This is a genomic window from Nitrosospira sp. Nsp1, assembly GCF_900100985.1.
Lineage (GTDB): Bacteria > Pseudomonadota > Gammaproteobacteria > Burkholderiales > Nitrosomonadaceae > Nitrosospira.
This window is the reverse complement of sequence record NZ_FMUF01000002.1, coordinates 49,356-73,436: the sequence shown is the minus strand read 5'-3', so window position 1 is coordinate 73,436 and position 24,081 is coordinate 49,356. Positions and strand designations below refer to the sequence as shown.

Below are 24,081 nucleotides of genomic sequence, written 5' to 3'. Positions count from 1 at the left end.
GTGCGTCGGCATAGCGGCATGTTGCCGCACCCTTACTCCCCGTGGCCGATCACCTCGGTTGAAATAAAGGTAGGTTTAAGCTTCCTCATCTCGTCGGATGTTCGTGCGGCATCCGACAGATTCTGCGATAACGCAGCGGTCGCCTTCGCCACATCGTCTCCTTGCGATGTAGCACCCGAGGTGGTGGCGGTGACTGCACTGGCGTCCGCTACCGGCGTGCCGGTGGAAGTGCCTGATACGGAAATGTTATCCGCGCCCAGCACAACTTGTGCGGCGATATTGAGGTTGGCTGCCCGAATGCCGGCATCACCCGCATTCACCGTGCCCCTGGGCGCGATCAGATCAATGTCCCCTGCGGCTACGCCGCCGCTGGAAAGCGCCCCGATCCCGCTGCCTGATGCAGCTCCCTGCAGTTCTTGGGTTACATTGCCCTGCGCATCCACCTTGACGACCGGCGGCGGCACCGCGGCCGCGGTCTTCTTGCCTTTACCGGCATCGATATCGCCTTCGCTCGACCATAGCAGGACATCGCCACCGCCTACGGTAAGGATGCGTGACTGATTCACGAGGATGTCGTTGCGGGCGAAGCCGCGAATGTTGCCGTCAGCCACCACCACCATGCCCAACACATCGTTGCCTGTGTTTATCAGTACTTCCGGCGTATTGCTGAGGCCAACTATCACGCCTCCTCCCGGTGCCATGAACTCGATGTTGCCGCCGCGCTCGGTCTTGATGCGGCTGGCGAACAAGTTGATCTCTCCCTGATAATTCTTGAAGCTTCCGTCCGGGTTTTGTTCCCGTATGCCCGGGAACACCAGTTCCAGCGCCGCATAACCACGCTCATAGTCGGCGGCATAAGGACTTTCGCGATTGTTCGAGTCCCGTCCGGTAACGAGCAACGCCGAATAAATCATCTCGCGCACCAAGCCGTGCCGGGCTTCCCCATCCAGCGCTTGTACCGCTTTCACTGCTTGCAGCGCATCGGAACCGCTCAGGGCATCGTTCCCCACCAGCCAGCGCGCCTGCCACAACAGGGCGTCATCCGGGCTGCCGCCCGCCTTTTCCAGTTCAGCTACCAGTCGGTCGACAGCGCCGGTATAATCGATTCCCTGTGCGCCCATTCCCGCTGCGACATGAATATCGGCGCCGCCGCGGGGCAGTTGCGCATTGTCGAGATCGCCGCGGCTGACGATCCCCGCCGACGTCCCCAGATCGATATTTCGTCCCGCGGTCACCTCCAGCCGGCCCAGACCGCCCACCCATATCCTGGCATTGTCTGTCCGGTCGTTACCGGAGGTGAAGGCGACATCCCTGCCCGCCACCACGCGGCTGAGATCGCCCGCGTTGACGTGCTGCGCAACGATGCCCACGTCGCGTATGTCCTGCCCGGCACGGAGCTGAAACGCCTTGGCAAGGTCGAGGGTCAGTTCATTGAAATTACCCTGGATATCACCCGCAACGGCGTAGACTCTCGCCGGCCGCGTATCGCCCGCATGGACAGGCGTGGCGGCATGGACAAGTTCCCGGTCGGCAGGGCTCACGGTGGAAAGCGGAAACTGATTCGGTTTTATACCCGGCCTGATCGCAGTCGGGATCAGTGCCGGATCCCGGTCGCTCATGACAACCGGCGTATGAATATTGACGGAACCCGATGCGAGCAGCTCCAGGTTCCCGCGCCCTGCGGGGCTCAGCACCGTTGTGCGCGTATCCGGCAGGACGATGCTTCCCTGAAACGCCGTAACCAACAGGCTGGGCGGCAGGATGGACAACAATTCAGTCGTATAGGTATTGGCGGATACATTAAAACTCAGCGGCGCCCGGTAAGCATTTGCCAGCACGCTGGTATCGTTGTGCAGCGTCACCGTTCCATCCAAGCTCTGCAGATGCACGCCGCTGTCTTCGCCGTAAGACGAAAACAGGCTCCAGCTCGGATTGGTGGAACTGGGCGCGCTGGCATTGAGATTGAATGTCGTCCCTCTGCCGGTGGCCTGAATCACGAGATGCGGATTCAGCACGGAATGAATGTTGACATCTCCTTGCGCGCGCACCCGCGCCTGCGTGTCGCTTAAAGCCAGGATAGTGTAGAGCGGTTTGCCATTCGCGTTCTGCTCGCTGTCTATCCTGCCGCCCGCATTCACTACCAGATCTCCGCGATCCGCATAGTATTGCCCACCCAGCAGATCGCCGCCGGTTTCCACCCGCACGTCACCGCCACCCGTCTGCACCAGCCTGCCTGCATCCGGTGCCATGGCCGTCATGCGCGCCTGGGCCGGCGTGCTGGCAGAGAGGTTTTGGATCCTGCCGCCTGCGGTCAGCGTGACATCGCCGCCGCCCAGCACGCCGACGCCTTGCTGGAACTGATCGAAGCGCACCCACCAGGCAGGCTGGAGCGTATACGCTCCGGTGGTTTCATTCAGCCGGCCCTGGCGGAATAACCAGTTGGAATAAAGTTGCGCCGACGGCGATCCGATGATATCGCCCATTGCCGTCATGCCGATGCTTCCCCCGCCCTGGCTGAACTGGGCATCGGCAGGCGTAATAAAACCACCGGCCACATCCGCCACGCGCCCAGCGGTGTATATCGCCGCCTTGCTGTCAGCAAGCTTGATGTCGCGTCCGGCGAACGTGCGGATATCTCCCGTGCCGGTGCGTATCAGCTTGCCTGCTGCCAGAGTGATATCGCCACCGCCCGCCTTCACTGCCAGCGGGTCGGCGGCGCCGGTATCCGCTCCGCCAACCAGCCGGTAACCCCAGGAATCTCCCGCGAGCAGGGTTGCGGGGGTCGTACCGCTGCTGAATGGGGTCGCGACGTTGAATCCATCCGACAGATTGCTGTTAATCCTGAGGTTGCCCCCGGCACGCAGGGTCAGCATGCCGGGTTCGCCACCCGCGCGGCTTACGCCGAGGTTCCAGTCCTTGCTGAGGGTGATATCCCCTGCCGATCGTACCTCGACACCGGGACGCACATGAAAACGGGTATCGCCGGTCTTGCCCAGGCGCGATGCGATCGCGCCAGCGTGGGACGCAAAGCTGGTGTTATCGGCGTTCACTGTGGCAAGACTCAGCGTTGTACCGCTACTTGTGCCGGTATCGGTGAGCGTAGTGATATTGTCGTACACCTTTACCGCTTCCACCACGACCGATCCGGCTCCGCTGATACTGCTGTCGATGGCACTCACTCCCACCTCATCGCCTGCACCCGAACGGGGGGCGCGCAACAATACCTTGCCACTTTCGCCGGGCTGGCTGCCGCTGCCGCCATGCACATCCACCACACTTCCCGCGACCAGGTTCAGCTTGCCTTCCGTCGTACCGATCTCAACTTCGCCGCCACTTCTATTCGAATCCGTTGCGTAGGCGTCGAGCCTGGCGCCCGCCAGCACGGTCACGTCATTCCTCGCGTAAAGATCGATACTGCCCGCATCCTTGCCTGAGGCGTCAATGTGGCCGGCCACATCCAATTTGCCGCCATCCGCCGCGATGTGTATTTCTTTTGCCTTGACTGTATCGGCTGCCGCCAGATGGATATCGCCCGTGCGCACGCGCAGCGTTCTTGCGCCATCGAATCCACCCTGGTTGAGTGCCGTATTAAGTGTGGAGAAATCCGGCAGCATCGCCACATCCAGCTCAAAACGCGCCCCATCGCCTCTCGCGCCGCTGCTATCCGCCGTGGCCGAACCCTGCAGGCTGCTCGTGGCAATGTTCGCGGTACCATTGGCTGCGCGCATGATTACTTTGCCGGCATCGCCGCCCTCAGCGCCGGATACATTCACCCGCGCGCCGTCTTGCACGAGTATGTCTCCGTTATCGCTTGCCAATTCGATCATGCCGCCTTGTGCTGTACGGATCGCATCGAAAAAAACCACCGGCCGGCCGGTCACGTTCAATTCGCCATTTGCGCCCAGCACCAGATTTCCAGCGGTCGCCGCAAGTTTGAGCTGTCCTGATGGGAGAATTGCCTGGGTATCGAACATCACCTCCGTACCCGACAGCGCCCACTTCGCACCCAGCGTGTTTATCGCCGCAAGAACACGATCGGGCGCCCTCATAGCGGCATCAAGCCTGCCGCCTGCAGTCAGCGTCTGATCGGCGCCTTGCTCGCCGCTGATCCGCGCCACGTTCAGATTCGTGTTTCCGGTGGCGCCGATATCGGTGCTGCCGGTACCGCGTCCGATCAGTTCGGTCGCCGTGACATCAACCTGGGAAAATCCCTGGATGGCTTTGACGCCTTCGCCCAACACCAGTTTATTCGCCTGTATTGCCAGCATGCCATTGTCGAGCGCTCCGCCGGGTGTGAAGGCCGCTGCCGCCGGGTTTGACAGCACGATGCTGTTCGCACGCAGATGTGCGGTTTTATCGCCATTGTCGAGGCCGGCCAGCCCGGCGCCCTGCAGATTCAGGGCTTGCAGTGTCGGTTTGCCGTCCGCGTTTACCCCACCAATGCTGACATCTCCATACAGGTCGAATGTCTTATAGCTCGTCAGCGTCAGTGAATTCAGACTGTTCAACCCATCGAGCTCGCCCTGGCCGAGAGTCAGGCCGTCGGAACCTGCCGGTGCATCGCCAAAATTAACGCGTGCTGCGCCAATCGACAAATTTCCAGCGACCGGATTACCTTTGCCATCCGCAAAAACGGGGGTGCCCGCGAACGTATTCTGATGGGTGGCATCCAGCGTAATCGAATTCGATGCATGAATGATGCTGCCGGCTTCCCCGATCAGCGTACCCCGGGACTGATCCGGACTGCCGCTACGCGAAAAACCGGCGACCGTGGAAGCCGCCCGCACCATCGCTCCGTTTCCATCGGTGCTATAGCTGCGCATTCCACCCGCACTCATCGCGTTGCCTTGCGCTTCGATGGCGCTGCCGGCTTTGAGCGTGAGGGTATCCTTCGCCGCAAGGATGATTTCATCGCCTTTCAGGGCGTGACCGGCGTCATTGGCCAATGTCACCTTATCCGCGCCAACCGTGAGGTCGATCGTAGTGCCGCCGGTGGCAGGGTTCGCGACACCTGCGCTGCGCGTGCCGCCCAGCAACAGGCTGGCCGCGCCCATGGCGTTGAGTGTAGCAGCCTCGATGCGGGTGGCCAGGGGATCGATTCCCGATGGGTTGCCGCTGGTGACAACAATGTCGGGCGCGCTGATATCCACTGCCGCCCTGCGGCCGCCTTCGGCTGCGGCCAGTTTGAAAATGGCATCCAGCGTCAAGCCGCCGGTGGTCTCCAGGGTGAGCAGACCCCCGTCCTGCGGACGGCTGGAGTCGTTTGCAAAAAAATCGGACGCGCGGGTAAGCGTAATTTCCGACCGCTGCAAAACCTGATCGCGGGTCAGCACCTCAAATCCGCTCCACAGCGCATCACGCGGGCCGCCCGATGCTGCGCGGCTGTCCGTTACATAGCCCGGCACAACCTGAATGCCGTCCTGTCTACTGTAAGCCTGCCCCGGCAGCAGATTGGATACGTCCGGGTTGAGCCGAACCGCATAAGCGCCGGGCAGCAGTGCGTAGTGGGCAGGTAGTAACGTGTAGGTGCCCGCAGACAGCCCGGGTATGCCGGAAAGATAGACGGCATCGCCTGCCGTGCGATCGAAACCGGTGTTTTCCTGCCTGTCGCCGGGTGCAAAGGAACTCGCGTAGCCCGGCAGGATGGCATAGATGCCCGGATCGTTCAGAATGTCGCGCGCCCCTCCCGGTCCCACGCTGAATTCGTAAGACTGCAAATCTCCCCCACCCGCGAGATGAACCGTGGCGCCCGCCTGCATGTCGATATTCGCCGCCTGGGTACGAATGGATTTTTCAGCCAATGCAAGCTGCGGGATATCCTGTGAGTCCGGCCTGTATAACCAGCTACGGCCATTCACGGTCATGCCGAACGGAATCAGGCTACCGGGAACGGCAGCGATGGAAGTCAGGCTTCCGTCCTTGAAAACAAGTGTATCGGCAGCAGTGAAAACCAGTTGGCCGAACGGCGCCCATATATTGCCGCCCTGGATGATATTCGCGGCGGTTATCGCAAGGCTGCCCAAGGCGGATAACGGCTGCGGCGGCTGCGTAGTATTGCCGCTGAATGTGACCGTTTGCCCTGGCGCCTGAATATCGACTTGACTATAGGTCGTAGGAGCAACCACCGCACCATGAAAAACAAGATCGGCCGCACTCGACAGCACGGCTGTCGGACGCGGTGTGGCGCCTGTGCTCACCCCTGAAAGCCTTATTTCCCGAGCGCCTCTGAATTCGGAACGCCCCATGCCGGTCAGGCTGAGATTGCCCGCGAGCTCCAGCAACTGCGCGTCAGCCCTGAAGTTGCCGGTGCCCGCAACCGGTGTATTCACCCGATCCTGAAGCACCACATCGAAATTGCCCAGCCGGATGGTTTCCGCTTTCAGCGCGGCTTCGCCTCCCGCTGTCTCGATGCGCGGCGCATCGAGCACCAGCTCTTTCAATGGCAGGTCTCGATTGGCGCCCAGGTTCAGGTCGTTCTCCAGGCGGATTGCATCCAGGCTTTTCAGCGCAATGCGGTCGAAACCGGCTGCGTCGAATGCCGTGGCGCCCAGCCGGGCCTGCCGTCCAAGTCCGGCGGGGAGAGCGACGCCCGGAATGAGGCCGCCTGCCTGAGGCGCCACTGTCTGCGCCAGGCTCAATACGCGCTCGCCGGCGGGAAATCCTTTGTCCTGCGGATTACTCACATCCACAAGCCCCAGGACGATATCAAGCGTGCCGTCGCGATTCGACGCGCTGCCTCCCCGCGCCATGATGCCCCCGTCGAGCAATATGCCTTCACGCGCAACGATGCTGACGGAACCGGCGTCGCTGCCCACCCACTGCCCCAGGCCTCCGGCCGCGTTCAGAATATCCAGCCGGACCGGCACGGCGCCGGCAATGTTGATTTTCGAACCCGATTCGGTTACGACATTGCCGAACTGCGCGTTCAAGGCTACTCTGCCGCCACTCAGCACTTCACCCTGCGTCAACCGCTGGTTGTCGAGATAGGTCAGCGCCGCCCCGGATACGTCGAGTACGGCCTGTTTGCCCAGCCAGATACCGTTGCCGGCATTGAAGTTGAACTCGTGGCTGTGATCGAGCGTCGCCGTAATGCTGCCGCCGGGAGCGGTGATCCGTCCCTGTATGTTCACCAGCCGATCGGCGGCAAGCATGATTTCAGCCTTGGGGTCCGCCTCGATATGCGCGCCTGCGCCGATCAACAGATCGGCCGCCCCCTGCTCGTCGGGATTTCTCACTACAAGACTCAGATTTACCGGTTGGCGCACCAGATCATCTAGTTTAACCTTGTGGCTGAAACCTTCGATCTGGCTACCGCTCGGCCGTAGCGTATATTCGGGCAGCAGTTCCAGGCTGAGAACGGTCGGCTTGATCCGCACCCCCTCGGATAACGTCACATTCTCGATTCCGGCAAGATTGATGTTGGCAAAACCCGCGCGCTCGAAAAATCCCGTATCCAGATTCACTGTGCCGGAATTATTGTCCGGCGTGCCGCCTATCTGTATTTTGTTGCTGGAAACAATGAGCGTGCCGCCACCGCCGAGGCCATGGCCGCGCACATTGTCGCCAAGGCCCGACAAGGCATTGCCCGACAGTCTGATTTCACCCCCATTCCCTGCAATGACCTTGCCTCGGCCATCGACTTTGAGCCGGCCGCCGCCGGTGACATCCATCAGTGTATCGTGCCCCAGGGCGAGATTATCGGAAGCCGAGAGCGTGATCTCCCCGCCATGCGGCAGCGCAACCTCGCCCGAGCCCGCGGGGACACCGCGCAATTCGTTCACCCAGGCGCCTCGTGCCGAAAGTGTCACGCCATCGGCCACGACCATATCCACAGGGCCGGAAGCGATATTGACGTCGTTCCTGCGCGCATCGAGCACAATCGAACCGCTCGGCGCCACGATATCTGCATCGACCGTCAATCCTTGTGCGGTAATATTTATGCTGCCGCCTTGCGGAGTACGCAACGCCTCGCGCACCGCTACCGCCTGATTACTGAAAATCTCCAGGTTGGCGACCTTATCCCTGCCCAGCAGCATCGGGCTGAGACGCAGGGTATTGACGAGATCGGGTGAAAGCGCATCACCAAACCTGAACCCATCCGGCAGCGTGGCGCCGGTACTGCTCAGCTCGACCAACTGGTTTAGTTTATAGTCATCTCCGGTGCTGGTGGCATGGGTAACTGCCCCGGTGCCCAGGGTCAGGCGGGCGCCGGCTGGCATGACACCTGCATCACGCTGCACTTCGCCGACAACGGTGCGGCCCTGAACTTCCCCCTGCATCGCTATGGCGCGCAGACCGATTACTTCCAGGGCACCCGCATTCTTTCCTTCGGTATAGCCTGGGTCATAATTGTAGCTCTGCCCCAGATCGATCACCTCTTTTACGTTCCAGCGTCCGAAATTCTGGATGTAACGGGTGGCAATGCCGTCGTAACGCACATCGGCACGCGCACTGGCGATATCGGTCGTTACACCGCGAGACATGACGAGGGTGGTGGGTACGCTGGCCGGGGTATAGCGCAGGCTACCGCCGGATAGATCGACCACCGCCCCGGATTCGATGATGGCTTCACCCAGCGAGTTCAGGCGCACTGTGCCGCCCTGGGTCGAGCGCTCTGCGACGGTGCGCTCGAGACGCGCCTGATAGGATTGCAGGCTATCCTTGGCGATCAGGGTGGGCATGCCTGTATTGGCGTTGTTCAGGGCACGGTTGATGTCGACATAAACCTTCTGGCCACGCAGCGGACCGTCGCGATTCACCGGGGAATCCTTCAATTCGTCCCCTCGCAACTCGACTTCCACGCCGTTACGTGCCGTGGAAACCTGCACGTTTTCGAGTCCGGATACGCTGATGCGGGCACCGCTGGCGATATGAATGCGCGCCGTGCCGGAGGCAGGCAAATTAAATTGCTGCTTGAACGGATCATTATTCACGACCATGCCGGGATCATCGATGGCGATAAAATTCACCTCACCCGCTGGTGCATTGATTACTGCCCCGTTTTCCATCCGTATGTCCTGCCCCAGCACCCTCACCTGAGATGGGAGCACGAGGCCCGTACCCGTCAGTCCATCCACCAGACCGGTCTTGTCCGACACCTCCGGCAACACCTCCGTCAGGCTGCCACCGGCAAGAACCACGCGGCCCGCGCGCGTCGAATTATCCTGCGCGGTTGCGGCGTCCTTGGCCAGCAGATAAACCGAACCGTTGGCGGTTACCGAGGTCGTTGCCCGCGCGATACCCTTCTGGTTGACGGCATACCCCACCATGGTGACGTTGCCGCGCGGCGTGCTCAGTTCACCCAGGTTGGTGACGTGACCGAGTTTGTCCAGCGCGCCTTCTTTCAACGACACGGCCCGGCCATCCAGAACGCCATCCTTGATATCGGTGTTGGCCGTGTCGAAATCTCCCAGGCCGGCCGGGCTCTCCACTTCAACCAGCAGGCCGCGCACATTGGCATCCACCGGTTCGGCGGACGCCGAACGTAAAAATACCTTGATGCCGGCAGCGGCGATCACCTGCCCGTCAGGTGCTTCCACCGTGCCCTTGTTGATCACCGTGGGGGCGATCAGCATCACCCGTCCCTGGCTCCCGGCTGTAATGCGCGCGCCTTCGAATACCTTGATGAACCCGCCCGCGCCTTCGAATTGGGGGACCGTTTTCTGCGTGGTCAGAAAAGCGTTAAGAATGAAGTTGTCGTGAATATCCAGGCTGCTGGCGGTAAAACTGCCGAGGTTCACTTGCGATGAGCCCATGAAGGCAATTCCGTTTGTATTGACAAGAATGACGTTAGCATTTTGTCCGGCTGCCTGGGTGAGAATGCCGGCTATGACGCTGGGGTCGCTGTCCCAGACGCGGTTCAGGGTGGTGAAATTCGCGCCCTGCACCAGATTCTGCGCGGCAAGGCTCTCCACCTGCTGAAACTGTACCGAATGTCCGGGGCTGACATTAAACGTTTCCCAGTTGAGGATCGCTTTTTCGCCTACCTGGTTGATCACCGCCTGATGACCATGGTCCTGATAGCTCGCCTGACCTGCGGTGACAAAGCCCGGCACTCCCGCGCCGCACCCGCCCCCGCAGGGCACCGGCAACTCGGCCTGCGCGGATGCGGCCAGCAAAAGTCCCGTCAGGAGCAACACCTTCCCGCCTGCCGCCTTGCCACGGCTACGCGCCGTTTCCGCTGCGGGAACCCGCATTCCCAAAGCCGGGTTGAAAATCAACCGGTATATATTGCGATTCATCCGTCAGCTCCTTCAAAGATGGCCTGCCGTGCGGCTTTATGTAGCCGGTTCTCGTATGGGTCATTCATGCTTCACCATGCGTGCCGGACCAGAAAATGCACACGTTTATCTCCCGCTTTCGTTCTGCCGGCTTCTTCCAGCGCGACGGCCCAGCTAAAGTCGGCCGATATGCTGTCCCACCCTCTGATCCGTAGACCCATCCCGGTGCCCGCCAGATCGAACCGGTCCTTCTGTCCCGGCAATGGCTGCTGCACACGCACGGTTCCACCATCGATAAAAGCCAGCAGGCGAAACTCATTCAGTGCCTCCAGCAGATAGCTGGCGTAGTCGGGGGTAAAAACTTCCAGCTGCCCGGTCGCGCTATCGTCGCCCAATGCGGCAACTTCATAGTAGCCACGCACCGTGCTTATCCCGCCCACGATGGATTGCTCATTGTTGATAAGCGGTTGCGCCGCAATCTGCCAGGTCGCCCGACCGGTCACGCCCCAGCCTTGGCGCATGGTTTCGGTATGCGAAAAATTACCACGCAGAAATAAGTAGTTCGAATGCGCCTTGAAGCGTTTGTTGGCAAATTCCGTTTCGCTTCCCACCAGTCCGCGCACGTGGAAATTCAACGACAGCCCCAGTTTGGTAGTACGCCCCTCTCCCATCCAGGTGCCATCCCAGCCCACGGTGAAAGGCATGTAACTGATCGGCGTATTGAAGTTGCCGCCGTCAATGAGATTGATTTTCTGGGTAAAATCCTTGTAGTCCATCCCAAATGTTGCGGTATGGAAGAATTTCGCGCCGCCCGGCAGCGGCAGGATGTAGCGTCCCCCGAATATCATGCCATTCCCAAGCACATTGAGCGTACCCAGCGAGGCGACGGTGGATGCGGAATAGATGCCATATAAGGCGAGAAACCCGCCGGATTCCAGCGGCAGCGTGTAATTGGCGGAAAATACCTTGCTCTGGTCCGGGTTCTCCGGCGTAATGAGCCCGGTCAACCCCAGGCTATGCTGCCTGTGCCACAGGTTGTCCCAGCTCAGGTTCGCGCTGAGCCGTGTCAGCGTCGTATTCGGGATCTGCCGGCTATTCAGTTCCACGCTGCCATGCAGCGGCAACTGATCCTTCACTTTCAGATCGACTTCCACGGTGCCGGGTGTTTTGCCAGCCCTTAATACCGGCGTGATCCTGCGATCGGCCGAGCGATTCAAGCCGGCAAGCTGTTTCTGCATTTCCTTGAAGTTTGGCACATTCCCCTCGGCCAGCTCAGGCACCGCGGCCTTGATATCAGCCGGGCTGAAATAGCGCGAATCGACCACGCGCATACGCCTCACCGGCGCCTCGGTTACTGCCAGCCTGACCACTGCGTCCTCTACCTTTTGCTGAGGGATACTGACCAGCACCGTCAGATAACCCGCGTCGTGATAGGCGCGTTCCAGCGCATCGCGCGCCTGTTCCACATCCGCCAGCGTTTTATTTTCACCCAGGTAAGAATAAACCGCCTGTTCCACCACCGTGACAGGCAGCAATGTCGCGCCTTCGACCCGGTATTCGAACACATCGAATTGCGCATCCTGCGCATGGGATGCCTGCATCCATCCAACAAGACAAAACAGGCAGTACACCCGCAATACTTTATTTACTGTTCGCCACATTCGATCAATATTCACAAGCTGGGCTCAAACCGCTTTTTTACATAAATACAAATGGGACAACCCGGAATGGGTTGTCCCGAACAACTTACCGGCAGCGTTGCACCGCCGTTAGAGCGCGATGCCTACTGGATTGCAGGCTGGCAGGAGTTGCCGAGACGCGCGCCCTTGGAGGTGGGGCCGCTTGAACCGGCGGCCGGCGTGGCGAAGATACCTTTCAGATCGCTTTCCCCCAGGGTGGCGGCGGCCGCGGCGATCAGGTCCGTACCCGCAGCGCTGGCAGGGCTGACCGAGCCCCCGGCCGTAAATGCCGCCAGTTCATACCAGAAGGAGTAAGAACCATCCATCGCCTCCGCGCGCTGTTGGGCATCGGAGTTGGGTGACACGCGATCCAGCTTGACGAAGGCCCAGCGGTCGGCCGTGGCGGTGGGCGCCGGGGTATTTTCCGCGGATACCACGCCCAGGGCGAATTGGCCCGCGCCGGTTGCCGTATTCAATGCACTCTTCACGCCGCCGGTACTGGATTGCTCGGTTATCACTACCGTCGGTGTGCTGCCTATCGCCCGAGCGGGCTCCAGCGAACCTACAGACAATCCGGTGGAGCAGGGCTTGGCCAGGAAACGCATGTTCGAAGCGGATTGGGTGCCGGAAGTGGGAACGCGCCGGACAAGATTGACGATGGAACCCGCGGGTCCGCCAAACAGGCTGCCGTCCACGCTACCAACCGTATCCCTGTTGGCGATAGCACTATAGCGCTGGGCTGGAAGGTTGGGCTGGCAGGAGGCGGGTGTGAGAACAGGGGCGGTGGGAGAACCGTCGTCGCAGGTCGAAGCCAGTATACCGCTGGCGACGTCGTTCTTCTGCAACTGGTGGTACAGCGGATAGCTCACCGCCACGCCAAAAGCCTGGCCGACGTTCGTGGCCACTTCACCGCCGATTGCGCCCAGGTCAAGCCCGATATCGAGATTTTGCCGGTTGATCAGATACTCGGTATCCGAAAAGCCGCCATCGGGGTAACTTTCCCCAGGCTTGCCCGCCGCATCGCCCTTGAGCGAAGCAGTGAAGGTTTTGCTGATAGTGTCGCTACAATTGTTGTAGCGCCCGATGGGGTAAGCCACCCCGTTGAGCGTGACATTTGTGATTGCAGGGGTACCGGCCGCACATTTGCCACCCGCACCCAGGGATTTCAAGTCATTGACGCGCTTGAGGTTGCCCGGCAGATAACCATGGGGATTCGGCTCACCCGCCATGCTCAGGTGCGGAGCGTAGGCGTTGAAGGAACCGCCTTCCACAGTGTGATACACCACCACTTTCTTCCCCGCCAGCGAACCCGCGGCTGAACTCATGGTGCAGGCATAGGCGACCCGGTCGCCGCTGCTCTTGCCGGGCTCGGTACCCGCGCCTTCCAGATACATATGTGCGTCGTTTGCGCCGCCGTTGCCGGCCAAGCCATTGCAAAGCGCCATTACGCTACGGAACACGGCATTGGTGGGGGCCGACGCGCCGGACAGCCACACGTAGGTGGTGGGGCCTGCGTTGACCTGGGCGGGGGTCAATGCGAACGCGGCCTGGGCGGCGCCAAGCGCAGCCACAGCCACAGCGATCTTGCTCAGATTCATTTTCATCTTGATATCCTTTTAAACTGATTGGTACAGCCAATGAGCCTGTGTCTTTCCGATTCTCCAACGGGGACATGGGCAGGCAGAGAAAATCCTAGACCCCGGTGCGGCGGCGAACCATCATGCCGAGCATTCCGAGGCCTGCCAGCAGCATGGCCCAGGTATCCGCTTCAGGCACGGCGCTTACCGCCGAGAAGCTGAGAACACCGGCTTCGTTCAGGGTAAATTTGCTAAACTCGCCCGTACCGATAACGCCGTCGTGATTCAGGTCCACACCGAAAGGGGTCTTGACAGCTTGGCCGAAGGGGCTAGCAGGGCCCGTGGAGCCAGCAGGGCCGGTGGTCAGAAACCAGAAATTCTGTTCCGTGCCCAACGACTGGGTCGTATCGACCGTAGTTTTTGCCACCCAGTTATCACCTTGCCCCGACCCTCCAATAGCACCGAAGAAAGTATTGGATGGATCGGTCGGCATGGCGACACTGGCGCCATTGGCATCGGTGGCGTGGGTATCACGGCTGTTGTTGACATTGATATACTGTTCCATATTCTGAAACCCCTTCAGGTTGGCATTCGTCAGACTTGGAACTTTCTCGACATTCATGGTGCTCAGATAACGGCTCCCACCGACAGTGTCGTAATCGGTGTTATCCAGAGCGATGACGCTGAACTCGATACGGCTTGCGTTGGCGGGACTAGCGAAACTCAACAACTGGTTCCAGGAAGCGCCGTAGGTGCCGGTGGTAAGATCCCAAGCCTTGCTAAAGCCGGCCTGGCCATTGGCGGCGATCATATCGTCCATCCGCATGCCGAGATCGAACAAGGCGGAAATGTCGTCGCCGCCGGAGGTGGCGGATGTGCCGCCGTAGTAACGCACGTTGAGCAGCAATTCGCCATTGCCGCCAGCGCCGCCCTCCATGAAGGCAAAGGCCGGCGCCGAGGCTCCCATGATGACGGCGGCTGCGAGTGCGCCAAGCTTGAAATTCATTTTCATTACCGAATACTCCCTAAATAGTTAATGTTGCAAACATTCAGATCAACCTATTGGAGCAACCCGGCTGCCTCCGCTTGTGCGTAGACCCGCAGCTTTCCGTCCCCGCCTCGCGACAGGTTTGGCTTTGTTCCTGAACGGCTCAAGCGCTTGCGCCTGTTACCGAACCCTTGCCACTATATGCAGCCATCGTGAAGCGCGCGTGAAACGATTCCGTGGTTTTTGTAGTACTTTTTGTCCATTTTTTCTGTGCGTGGCAGCCACGCTTAACCGTCGTCGACACCTGGTCTTGCCGGTCCCAATGCTAGAGATGCCATATGACGATTGATAGGGAGTTCGCCCGGCTTTTCATGAAGCGTTCGGACTATGCGGCAGGAACCGGAACTTGGCGCGCTGAGTAGAAGGGGCAGGGAAGGAAGCTGCGATACCCCTGCGAAGTGCCGTTTAAAGCGTGAGTTTCAACGCCATTGCCTTGGCTACTGCATGAGCCCGGTTGTTGACATTTAACTTGCGCAAAATTTTTTGAACATGGTTTTTGACGGTAAGCGGGCTGATATCGAGCAAATGCGAAATTTCGAGATTGTTCTTGCCCATTTGCACATAGCGCAGGATTTCCGTCTCCCGGTCCGTGATGAGCTTCCTGCTTTTTTCCATCGTAACGCCGTGCTTGCAATCGCGCTCGTGGAACAGCATGCGTACCAGCGCGATATGCATGTGAGGCATCAGCAGTTCGAGAAAATAGGCGTGACGCTCGGTTAATGCACAGGAAATTTGCGTAAAGGCGAACAGACTCCGGACCCGGCCATTGACATCGAACATGCCGTGCGCTGCGATGCGTTCCAGATTGTCACGCTTGAGGTCGTTTGCGAAAAGCTTGTATGCAATGCCGTTCGAGTTTTGTGGACACAGCAGGAATGGCTGGTTCTTGCCTGCGGCCCATGCCGACATGACGCGGGTCATGACACCGCCATCCGGCCGGCAAAGCTCGGAAAACGTAGCATCGTTTATGCTGGTACGGCTGAATTTTTCCATGCTGACCGACTGGCCGGATCCTTCATCGAATATGCATATGAGCATGCCATGCGGTAAAAGACTTTGCACCTCGCCTTGGGCCCACAGGAAAAATTGATGACGCAAGGAAATAGCTGTCGATGAATCAATAATCCGAAACAGATATTCTGTTTCTCTCTCTGTCAGCGTAATGCTCCTCATATACCGGCTCCCGTGCCTTGATTTTTATTTGTGCCGCATGCCCGGCAACGATATTGGCACCGCTGTTCTTGTTCAACCTCGGCAGCCCGCTCATTCTCAGCATGTTGCATGACGGGATAATTAAGGAAGCGTGTCAAATAGATGAACATGACACTGGGCAGAAAGGATCATGCCCACTTGCTTGCGCAGGCAACAGCCTGTGACGACGTCATTTTTGCGCGGCATGGAAAATTGTTGGCGGGAATCGTCGTCAATTCCATAGGCATTGCCCGACGGCATCACGGCCCATGACATGACTGGTAGCCTGCCGGACTCAAAGGAAATCAGCTGCAAAAGCGTCGGGGCGGTTCATATTTCGCTGCGATTCTTCAAGTCCGACAGGTTGTTAGTACTGTGCGTTTCCGGAAGGAAAACCTGGCGGCTGGGGAACGGGATCGGCTTCAGCCGATGGATCGGGAGAAACCGGGAGTGGTGATTGTTCCGGTTGCGCCCGGGGTTGAAAGTCTCGCCCTGGTTCGTTCCACGGCTGAGAATGGGGCTGTGATTGTGGGTCTGCCTGGGGCTGTGATTCCGATTGCGGCGGGGATCCGCCGGCTTCTCCTGGCAAATAAATGAACTTCCAATCCTGATAAGTTACCGCTTCCGCGAAAGTGGCATAGCGTTCCTGAAAATTAGCTCGCTTGAATGGCTTCCGGGTCGAGAGACTGTGCACGCCGATAATTCCCATGCCTGGCTGCTTGATCAGCCCCCATTGGGCAACGCCTGTCACAGGATCAAAAAAGATTTTGCGTAAATGCCGCTTGATTATCGGGAAGCGATCATCCGCGAGCAATTTGTCCAGAGAATCAGGATAGCGCTTGGGCATCCCCGGTGAATTCTCGTAGTACGACCCTATCGCCAGCCTGAATTGCTCGCCGACGAACATGAGCTCCACTTCTTTTTCCCGTCGTGCTTCGGTTTGCCATATCTGGCCTGCGCCGGCCACCACGATACCGATCAATGCGACCGCGAATAGCATCCAGATGTAGGTAAAACCGCTTTCCCCGCGCATGCCTCACTCTCGCTTACCACGCCTCATAAGAGATTCCATCGTTTGCCTGTTCAGGCGAACCGCTGCGCACGTCATAAACCCCATCGAGATCACCGGGAGGGGAAACCACGATCCAGGTTTCCGCACTCTCCGTCAGCGGATCCACCGGAATGTTGCGCAAGTATCGTTTCTCCACCAATTCGACCAGCGTGCCGGGATAGCTGTCGGTATCGGCATGGAATTTGTCGATGGCATCGCGCATGATGTTCAGATCCTGCCGCAATACCGTTTCTTTGGATCGATGGAGTGAATTAAAATATTTTGGCGCCACGATGCTGAGCAAAGTGGCGATAATCGCCATCACTACCAGTAATTCGACCAGGGTAAAACCGGAGCAACTCCGGTTGATCGGTAGCGTCGCGTTGGCTTTTGTTTTCTCCGTCGGCCGTATTCTCTGCATAATTCACCATGCGTCATAGGAAATGCCGTTCAAACCAGCCTGTTGCGAACGTGAGTACACATCGAAAACGTCGTCTCCTTCCTGAGGACTATCCGGTGGACTTCCATAAGCACGCTTACCCCAGGTGCCGGCGTCGGTAAGTCCGGAATCGGTGGTCATGGGATCACGCGGCAATCGACGTAAAAAATAGATTTTGCGCTTTTCCGGATCCTTCGCATCGGGCACCCCCGCGACGAGATCCTCCAATTTGCGCGGATAACCGGATTCATCAGCATTCCGGGCAATACGTCCATCGTTTACCCCCCGTTTGTATGCATCGATGGCTTCCCGTATTTGCCTCAGCCCTGTTCGCAGTTCTTTTTCCTTGTCGCGCTGCGAGGTGAGTTCGTATAAGGGCATGGCCGCGGAAGCCAGCACCGCCATGACCGCCATGACGATCATCAGTTCAACCAGCGTGAAACCCCGACTGGATGATGGATTCGCTGTCAAGCTGCCGTTTGCCATGCCTTACCGGATATCGATGTTCGCTGCGGGCGGCAGGGTAACCTGTGCCGCCATTTCGCTTTCACCCGGCAATGAAAGATTCTGGACAGTGATCCGGGTTGAGCCTGATTCCACCGCGATAACCTTGAACCGCACCTCGGCAGTTGCCGCAGCACCTTCGCTCTTGCTCAGTTGCAACAGCCGCGCCCCCGTTTTTGCCCCTTCATCCAGCGCTTCGAGCGCACTCGCATCGTAATTAAGTTCCAGTTCCGCGGCTGGCATGCTTTCGCCACCCGCAAGGCTTATATTTACCGTAAATTCCTTGCCGGGGGATGCCTCCGTGGGTGCCATCAGGGTAAGGACTGGTACAGTCTGGGCGACAGAACGGGCAGGCTCCGCCTTGGGCTCATCGGATGGCTCTTCAGGCCGGACAACGGGTCTGGCAACTACGACCGCTGAGGAAGAAGACGACATCGCAAGCGATCTTGGCGCCATCTTGGCAATGGTTACCGGAAACATTCCTGCGGCGTTCTCGGTACCAAATGAAAGTTGACTATCCGGTCTCGATGGGCGTGCAATATTGCGCACGATGCGCGGCGTAATGAGCAAAGCGATTTCTGTCTTGTTGCGAGTATGGTTCTGGCTCGAAAACAACCTGCCGACCCATGGCAAATCACCCAGCCCCGGTATCTTGTCGAAAGTGGTGCGCTCGGAGTCATTGATCAGGCCTGCCAGAATCTGTGTCTCCCCATCCTTCAACGCCAGCGTCGTGGTTGCGGTGCGTGTGCCTACCTGATAGGCAAGCCCCCCGTTGGTTATCGGTACTTCCTTGACGATATTGCTTACTTCGAGGCTGACGTTGATCGACACCTCGTCCCCTAGCGAAACGATAGGCTCGACATCCAGTTTGAGCCCGACATCGAGATAACTCACCGATGACGCAACACCAACGTTGGCGGTAGCGGTCGTGGTAACCACCGGCACTTTATCGCCAATGAGAATCTTCGCTTTCTGACGATTCTTCACCCTGATGCGTGGATTGGCAAGCACGTTGATAATCCCGTCCTGTTGCTTGAGGTTAATCAAGACTGCCGGGTTGGTAATAACCGCGGTTAATCCGTCGATGCTGAACCCATTGCCATTGATCCCGCCACTGTTGATCTGGAAAGGCGGTATGGGATTCGGAAGGCCGGCGGCGGCGCCGGCCGCATTGAGCATGCTGACGTTGATTGAATCGGGATAGCGCAAGCCAAGATTGAGCAAGAGATTACGGGCGATTTCAAGCACTTCGACTTCCAGCATGACTTCGGGATCGGCCAGATCGTTCAACGCAACCAGTCGTTCGACCAGACGGATTGCCTCCGGCGTATCTTTCATCACAAAAAGATTCAACTTCTCGTCCACGTAAATATCTTTTGTTTTGACCAATCCCTTGACCATGGCGACGATCTGCTTCACATCGGTATTTGCCACATAGAACCCGCGCACCATCAACTCCTGGTATTCCTTCTGCTTGGCCGCCGTGTTGGGATAAATCAGCAATGAGTTTTCGTTGAGCACCTTGTAAGCGAGTTGATTCGTCATGAGTAACAGCTTGAGTACATCGTTGATATTACTGTTACGGATCAGAATCGTGATTTTCGTATCCTGTTTGATGTCCTTGTCGAAAACGAAGTTGATCCCTGCGGTGCGGGCAATGATTTCAAAGACGGATTTCAGGTGAGTATCACGAAATTCCAGGGTCAGCGACTGTTTGAAGTCGGTCTTTAATACCGTCTCTGTTTTTTCTCCCGCCAGTTCCTCGGTAATTTGCTTCATGAGCCGACGGGCATCTCGCTGCATGGGGTTTTCCTGGAGTACCGATTGAATCTCGGTTTCGGCCCCGGACAGATTGTGGTGCGCCAGCAACGTTTCGACGTGCTTGATTTTGGCTGCATGGCGGCGCTCCACGTCCAGCGCGGCCAGGCCTGCGTGTGCACGCTCGTTTCGAGGGTTTATCCCAAGCACGTCATGGTATCCCTGTTGGGCGGCATCCAGTTTGCCTGACAGCCTGGCATTGTCGGCGTCGGTCAACAGACGTCCGGCTACCGCCTCACGCTGGCGCGCCAACACCGTCCGGATCTCGAGATTGTCCGGCTCCTCGCGCGCGGCCTGTTCCAGACTTGTCAGGCCCGGTGTCATCTTGCCCTCCGCAATAAGCCGTTTCCCTTCCTCGAACGCCTTGTCCGAAGCGCATCCGGCAAGCCCGGCCAACATCAGCACGGTCATGATGCATCCAACCGCTCTCATTGGAAATTTCCTGCCGTTCCACTGGTGGTGACAAGAGTCTGTCTTATGTTAAGGGGTAGATAAGTCAGGATGATCGCGTGATCGCTGACTTCTTCCACCCGATATCGATCGTTGATGTTTTCCCCGGCCTTGACCACATAATTACGTTCGGAAAGAGAAAGAAACACTCGCGTTTCATCTCCCTCCGTTACCTTGCCGAGATATTTGAACGATAGGGGCGGCGGCGATGGCGGTTGGGGTTTCATGGCTGGCGGCGGCGGTATCCATGATTTACGGGTGAAAATATCACCTGCCTGTGCGCCGAATTTTCTACGTTCCAACCGCTCGAGTTCCAATTGACCGGATTCATCTTTCGTGAATAGTCCCTCCTGGAGGGTCCTTTCTCCGGATGCCGATGACCCCGAATCCGCGCGATCCGCGGAAGCGCCGCCTTGCACCGAAATCGGGCGGGTTTCTCCAGACGCGGGTTGGGTCGTGTCCGAGTGGCCCTCTTCTCCACTCACCCATTGGGCGGAAAGGAGCGCTGCCAACAACGCGCCGCCCAGCCACAATGTGCGTCCTTGCACGGCTCCTTTCATCTCTTGTCTTCGCTCAGATAGAGGTTGAATTTGAGACTTGCTTCGAGCAATTCGGAGTCCACACCTTCACGTTTGATGGCGATATTCACCAGGGCCATTGCAGGCACGGCACGCAAGGCATCGGCAACAAAACCACGTACCTGGGAATATTTGCCACGGACGGGCAATGCCATTTCGTAGCGTGCAAGCTTCCAGTTTTTTTCACGGACCATGCGATAGTCGCTCCCGTTGACCTCTACATTGTGCTGCCCCGCAACCTGCACCAGTTCCTTGATCCAGAATGGCGAGGAATCGATATGCGGAAAAAAGGCGTAGAAAGCCTGCAGCGCCTCATCGCCTTGTATTTTTCTGCCCGGTGCCATTGCAGGTTTTGTTTGCATAAGCACTTTCATCGCTTCGGCTTTGTCCATCAGTGCGCTCGATTCCGCGCGGCGCGGCAAAACTGCCACAATGAAAAAAACGACTGAAAAGATCATCAATCCGAAACCTATTTTTCCGGGTGTACCGAGTCGCGCCGTCTGCCAGCGCACTCGCAGCAAGGTATTCCTCAGGAAATCTCGATCCATGATGCCGTCAGGGAAAAAATAACCGGCTGCTGCGGATCTTCCCGCTTGATTTCATACTTGAGCAGATACGCATCCTTGAGAACCGGTTCGCGCTCCAGGGCGCCGACAAAATCTAGCAGCGCCAGCATATTTTTTGCCTCGCCGCCAATCAGCATCGTGTGGCCGGAGGCATCCGGCTGGAATGACAGCAGAGCCACGTCGTGACCGGTCGCGTATTCGACAGAATCAAAGAGAGCCTCCCAGGGCAAATCAATCTCACTCAGTACTGCGTTGGCTCTTTTTATTTCCTGTTTTATTTCCCGGCCTCCGGGTGTGGATGCACCCTGCGGCAGCGTTTTTCGTTGCGTCCGGCGATCCATGCCCGCAATGCGCAAATCCCAGTAGGCCACCTCTTCCATGGCCGCTTTGAACTGGTAAAGCACACCTGTCAAAGCAGCTATGCCCAGCAGCAACACGATAAATCCGGCGCTGCGCGCTTCCTGTCCGCCATCCGGGAAATTCAGATTCAAGCTGCGCATCAGTTTCCCCTGCCGAAAATCAGGGCAGACGGGTAATCCGGTGGCGCAGGCTTACCCTCCGTCAGCAAGGGGACAACTTGCCAGCCGCAGTCGCTCGGCAGTCTCATTTCGGGATGCTCCGGTGCAAACAGATAGACCGATTGGACCTCTTCTTTCTGTCGCGAGAAAAGGAGCGCTTCCTGGTCCAGTGCCGCAAGCAGTTCATCTTCGGGGCGATGCAGCATCCTTCGATTGCTTATGCGGTGCCAGGCGCCATTCGACAGCAAGACAACACAAAGACGCCCGGTTTCGATCAGGGCAAACCACACCTGTGATCCATCAAACCGTTTACGCCATTGATCGAATGCGCTCGTCAGATAAGGCTTTATACTTTTCAACCTTACCTTGCGCCGGATGGCGATGTCCCCCAATCGCTCGAGCAGATTGCGCTCGATCGCGGCACAGACGGCCCCGCCACACGGATCCCAGGCACTGATGCTGAGCGCCCATGTCCCTGCGCGCTCTCCGTACACCTCGCGCATGTGAAAAGCCGCGTATGCATACAGTTCACTGGGGCTCGCGATTTGCGTCTGTGCCGATACCACGGCATATCGCACAAGATCGTTGGAAATCGTGATGCTCATGTCTACGCCAGCAGCATCTTCGATCATCTGCTCCAATTGCCCGAGGGGCGGTTCCCAGGCAGGCAAGCTCGGCTCGCGTTCGCAAGGCGCCACGAGCCTGAGGTCCTCCTTCGGCTTTATTCCGCGGAAGGATCGCACCAGGTCAATCCGATCGGGGGCAAAAAAAACCTGTATCCGATCACGCAACAATGGTGACACGATTGGCCTCCTGTAAACTCGTTTGCCCCTTCATCACCATCGCTAGCGCGGCTTCACGCAGGAAACGGGTACCGCTTCGCTTCGCGGCCTCCTTTATCCGGCGTATGGGTTCCCGCGCTACGATGAGTTCGCGGATTTCATCATTCAGCACCAGCATCTCTGCGATTGCATTGCGTCCGCGGTATCCACTGCCGCGGCACTGGCCGCACCCTTTACCCGTACGAAACCGGAAGGTGCCCGCGCCAGCGCGATCAATGCCCGACTCGGCAATCAACCGCTCGTCCGGGCGCTCTTCCACCGCGCAATGCGTACAAAGCAGACGAACCAGCCTTTGCGCGGCGATTCCGTTCAAGGCGGAAACAAAACTGTAGGGATCCACGCCCATGTGCGCAAAACGCCCGATCACGTCGAATACGCTATTGGCATGGACCGTGGTAAACACCAGATGCCCCGTCAACGCGGCCTGTATTGCGATCTGCGCCGTTTCGGGATCGCGGATTTCGCCGATCATGATCTTGTCCGGATCGTGGCGCAGGATCGAGCGTAAACCGCGCACGAAGGTCAAACCCTTTTTCTCGTTGACCGGTATCTGCAGCACACCCGGCAACTGGTACTCGATGGGATCCTCTATTGTGATGATTTTGTCCTGACCATCATTGACTTCCGAAATTGCGGCATAAAGCGTCGTCGTTTTGCCGCTCCCGGTGGGACCGGTCACCAATAACATGCCGTAGGGCTCGGCGCTGAGGCGGCGCAAACTCGCCATCGTGTCCTGATCGAAACCAAGATGATCGAGTGTCAACCCCTCGACATGATCGGCAAGGGCCTGCCGGTCGAGGATACGCAGCACCGCATCCTCACCGAAAATACTCGGCATGATCGATACACGAAAATCAATCTCCCGCCCCTGGATGGAAATTTTGAAGCGGCCATCCTGCGGTACGCGACGCTCGGCAATATCCAGATCGGACATTACCTTGATGCGGGAAATCACCTGTTCCGCCAGCTCCATGCCCTGCATCACGCCGATCAGCGTCAGTACGCCATCGATCCGGTATTTGATCGACAGGGCGCCCATCCCCATTTCGAGATGAATATCGCTTGCCTGGGATTTGTGAGCGTCATATAACGTGGAGTGAACCAGCCGCACCACCGGACTGGTACCCTCGTTAATCGTCTTGAGCGAAAGATCTTCCTCTCCCACTTGTATCGCACTGCGCTCCGCCGCGGAAAGCACGCTATCCATCGCGCGCATCGTTTTTTCCTGTTGCGCAAAAAAGGCGGCCAGATCGGCGGGATGCACCAGATGCCACGTGGCTGCGACATCGATACATTCTTCTGCCCATGCTCTCAGATTGGGCGAAAATGGATTACCGACAGCAAGAAGGTATTTTTCTTCCCGCCGGAACAACGCGCACTCCTGCGTGACCGCTTCGTTAAAAGACAGCATCTCGAATACGGGATCGCATGTCCGCAGATCCTCCATTGTCAACACGGGCATCCTGAGCAGCCTGCCAAGTTCCGTAACGAACTGGCCTGGTGCATAGCTGCAAGCTTCTTCCAGAACCGCCATGACTGAAACACCCCGATTCGACGCTTCCCGGCGTGCCTCGCCAAGCTGGCGCATATCGATCGGCTG

Annotated in this window: 15 protein-coding genes and 1 riboswitch; of the genes, 1 reads left to right on the top strand and 14 read right to left on the bottom strand. The window is 58.3% G+C overall.

Features of this window, described 5'->3' with window-relative positions; translation table 11 throughout:
- Window positions 1–32: 32 nt before the first annotated feature.
- From BLP78_RS01455 to epsA, 5 genes are all read right to left on the bottom strand, one after another.
- The gene (locus BLP78_RS01455) at window positions 33–10,241 is read right to left on the bottom strand and encodes a filamentous haemagglutinin family protein (RefSeq protein WP_090455731.1); all 10,209 of its coding nucleotides are present in this window, start codon (window positions 10,239–10,241) and stop codon (window positions 33–35) included.
- Between the two features lie 71 nt (window positions 10,242–10,312).
- A complete protein-coding gene (locus BLP78_RS01450; RefSeq protein WP_090455729.1) occupies window positions 10,313–11,881 on the bottom strand; it encodes a ShlB/FhaC/HecB family hemolysin secretion/activation protein in 1,569 nt (522 codons plus the stop codon).
- A gap of 122 nt (window positions 11,882–12,003) precedes the next feature.
- The gene (locus BLP78_RS01445) at window positions 12,004–13,503 is read right to left on the bottom strand and encodes a hypothetical protein (protein WP_090455727.1); all 1,500 of its coding nucleotides are present in this window, start codon (window positions 13,501–13,503) and stop codon (window positions 12,004–12,006) included.
- 88 nt (window positions 13,504–13,591) lie between these two features.
- Window positions 13,592–14,488 (bottom strand): PEP-CTERM sorting domain-containing protein, encoded by an 897-nt coding sequence (locus BLP78_RS01440; RefSeq protein WP_090455725.1) that lies wholly within the window; start codon window positions 14,486–14,488, stop codon window positions 13,592–13,594.
- 51 nt (window positions 14,489–14,539) lie between these two features.
- A riboswitch (cyclic di-GMP riboswitch) is annotated at window positions 14,540–14,621 on the bottom strand.
- A 308-nt stretch (window positions 14,622–14,929) separates the two neighbouring features.
- Window positions 14,930–15,697: an XrtB/PEP-CTERM-associated transcriptional regulator EpsA gene (epsA, locus tag BLP78_RS01435; RefSeq protein WP_090455723.1), complete on the bottom strand. Its 768-nt coding sequence runs from the start codon at window positions 15,695–15,697 to the stop codon at window positions 14,930–14,932.
- A gap of 141 nt (window positions 15,698–15,838) precedes the next feature.
- Between epsA and BLP78_RS15465 the strand changes: the two genes are divergently transcribed.
- Complete coding sequence (locus tag BLP78_RS15465; RefSeq protein WP_176752751.1) at window positions 15,839–15,988, top strand: hypothetical protein; 150 nt, start codon at window positions 15,839–15,841, stop codon at window positions 15,986–15,988.
- 94 nt (window positions 15,989–16,082) lie between these two features.
- Here BLP78_RS15465 and BLP78_RS01430 read toward each other — a convergent pair whose 3' ends face one another.
- From BLP78_RS01430 to BLP78_RS01390, 9 genes are read right to left on the bottom strand one after another with little or no spacing between them, the layout of a single operon-like run.
- Entirely contained in the window at window positions 16,083–16,748 is a 666-nt protein-coding gene (locus tag BLP78_RS01430; RefSeq protein WP_090455720.1) for a type II secretion system protein, read from the bottom strand.
- Between the two features lie 13 nt (window positions 16,749–16,761).
- The gene (locus BLP78_RS01425) at window positions 16,762–17,187 is read right to left on the bottom strand and encodes a type II secretion system protein (protein WP_090455718.1); all 426 of its coding nucleotides are present in this window, start codon (window positions 17,185–17,187) and stop codon (window positions 16,762–16,764) included.
- A gap of 3 nt (window positions 17,188–17,190) precedes the next feature.
- A complete protein-coding gene (locus BLP78_RS01420) occupies window positions 17,191–17,691 on the bottom strand; it encodes a type II secretion system protein (RefSeq protein WP_090455716.1) in 501 nt (166 codons plus the stop codon).
- Window positions 17,692–17,694: 3 nt separating this feature from the next.
- Window positions 17,695–19,959, bottom strand: a complete 2,265-nt coding sequence (locus BLP78_RS01415) for a secretin and TonB N-terminal domain-containing protein (protein WP_090455714.1) — start codon at window positions 19,957–19,959, stop codon at window positions 17,695–17,697.
- Window positions 19,956–20,537 carry a secretion system X translation initiation factor gene (locus BLP78_RS01410; RefSeq protein WP_090455712.1) on the bottom strand — a complete coding sequence of 194 codons (582 nt, stop codon included), beginning with the start codon at window positions 20,535–20,537 and terminating at the stop codon, window positions 19,956–19,958. The genes BLP78_RS01415 and BLP78_RS01410 overlap by 4 nt, the downstream gene beginning before the upstream one ends.
- Window positions 20,534–21,103: a hypothetical protein gene (locus tag BLP78_RS01405; RefSeq protein ID WP_090455710.1), complete on the bottom strand. Its 570-nt coding sequence runs from the start codon at window positions 21,101–21,103 to the stop codon at window positions 20,534–20,536. The genes BLP78_RS01410 and BLP78_RS01405 overlap by 4 nt, the downstream gene beginning before the upstream one ends.
- Complete coding sequence (locus tag BLP78_RS01400; RefSeq protein WP_090455708.1) at window positions 21,085–21,621, bottom strand: PilN domain-containing protein; 537 nt, start codon at window positions 21,619–21,621, stop codon at window positions 21,085–21,087. Before BLP78_RS01400 ends, BLP78_RS01405 begins: the two co-directional genes overlap by 19 nt.
- Window positions 21,621–22,442: a hypothetical protein gene (locus BLP78_RS01395; protein ID WP_256329947.1), complete on the bottom strand. Its 822-nt coding sequence runs from the start codon at window positions 22,440–22,442 to the stop codon at window positions 21,621–21,623. The genes BLP78_RS01400 and BLP78_RS01395 overlap by 1 nt, the downstream gene beginning before the upstream one ends.
- A complete protein-coding gene (locus tag BLP78_RS01390) occupies window positions 22,423–24,069 on the bottom strand; it encodes a GspE/PulE family protein (protein ID WP_090456000.1) in 1,647 nt (548 codons plus the stop codon). Before BLP78_RS01390 ends, BLP78_RS01395 begins: the two co-directional genes overlap by 20 nt.
- Between the last annotated feature and the right edge of the window lie 12 nt (window positions 24,070–24,081).

Excerpts from the sequence above, each read along its gene's own strand:
- BLP78_RS01455 (WP_090455731.1), bottom strand. The coding sequence starts at position 10,241 with ATGAATCGCAATATATACCGGTTGATTTTCAACCCGGCTTTGGGAATG.
- BLP78_RS01450 (WP_090455729.1), bottom strand. The coding sequence starts at position 11,881 with ATGTGGCGAACAGTAAATAAAGTATTGCGGGTGTACTGCCTGTTTTGT.
- BLP78_RS01445 (WP_090455727.1), bottom strand. The coding sequence starts at position 13,503 with ATGAAAATGAATCTGAGCAAGATCGCTGTGGCTGTGGCTGCGCTTGGC.
- BLP78_RS01440 (WP_090455725.1), bottom strand. The coding sequence starts at position 14,488 with ATGAAAATGAATTTCAAGCTTGGCGCACTCGCAGCCGCCGTCATCATG.
- epsA (WP_090455723.1), bottom strand. The coding sequence starts at position 15,697 with ATGAGGAGCATTACGCTGACAGAGAGAGAAACAGAATATCTGTTTCGG.
- BLP78_RS15465 (WP_176752751.1), top strand. The coding sequence starts at position 15,839 with ATGAACATGACACTGGGCAGAAAGGATCATGCCCACTTGCTTGCGCAG.
- BLP78_RS01430 (WP_090455720.1), bottom strand. The coding sequence starts at position 16,748 with ATGCGCGGGGAAAGCGGTTTTACCTACATCTGGATGCTATTCGCGGTC.
- BLP78_RS01425 (WP_090455718.1), bottom strand. The coding sequence starts at position 17,187 with ATGCAGAGAATACGGCCGACGGAGAAAACAAAAGCCAACGCGACGCTA.
- BLP78_RS01420 (WP_090455716.1), bottom strand. The coding sequence starts at position 17,691 with ATGGCAAACGGCAGCTTGACAGCGAATCCATCATCCAGTCGGGGTTTC.
- BLP78_RS01415 (WP_090455714.1), bottom strand. The coding sequence starts at position 19,959 with ATGAGAGCGGTTGGATGCATCATGACCGTGCTGATGTTGGCCGGGCTT.
- BLP78_RS01410 (WP_090455712.1), bottom strand. The coding sequence starts at position 20,537 with ATGAAAGGAGCCGTGCAAGGACGCACATTGTGGCTGGGCGGCGCGTTG.
- BLP78_RS01405 (WP_090455710.1), bottom strand. The coding sequence starts at position 21,103 with ATGGATCGAGATTTCCTGAGGAATACCTTGCTGCGAGTGCGCTGGCAG.
- BLP78_RS01400 (WP_090455708.1), bottom strand. The coding sequence starts at position 21,621 with ATGCGCAGCTTGAATCTGAATTTCCCGGATGGCGGACAGGAAGCGCGC.
- BLP78_RS01390 (WP_090456000.1), bottom strand. The coding sequence starts at position 24,069 with ATGCGCCAGCTTGGCGAGGCACGCCGGGAAGCGTCGAATCGGGGTGTT.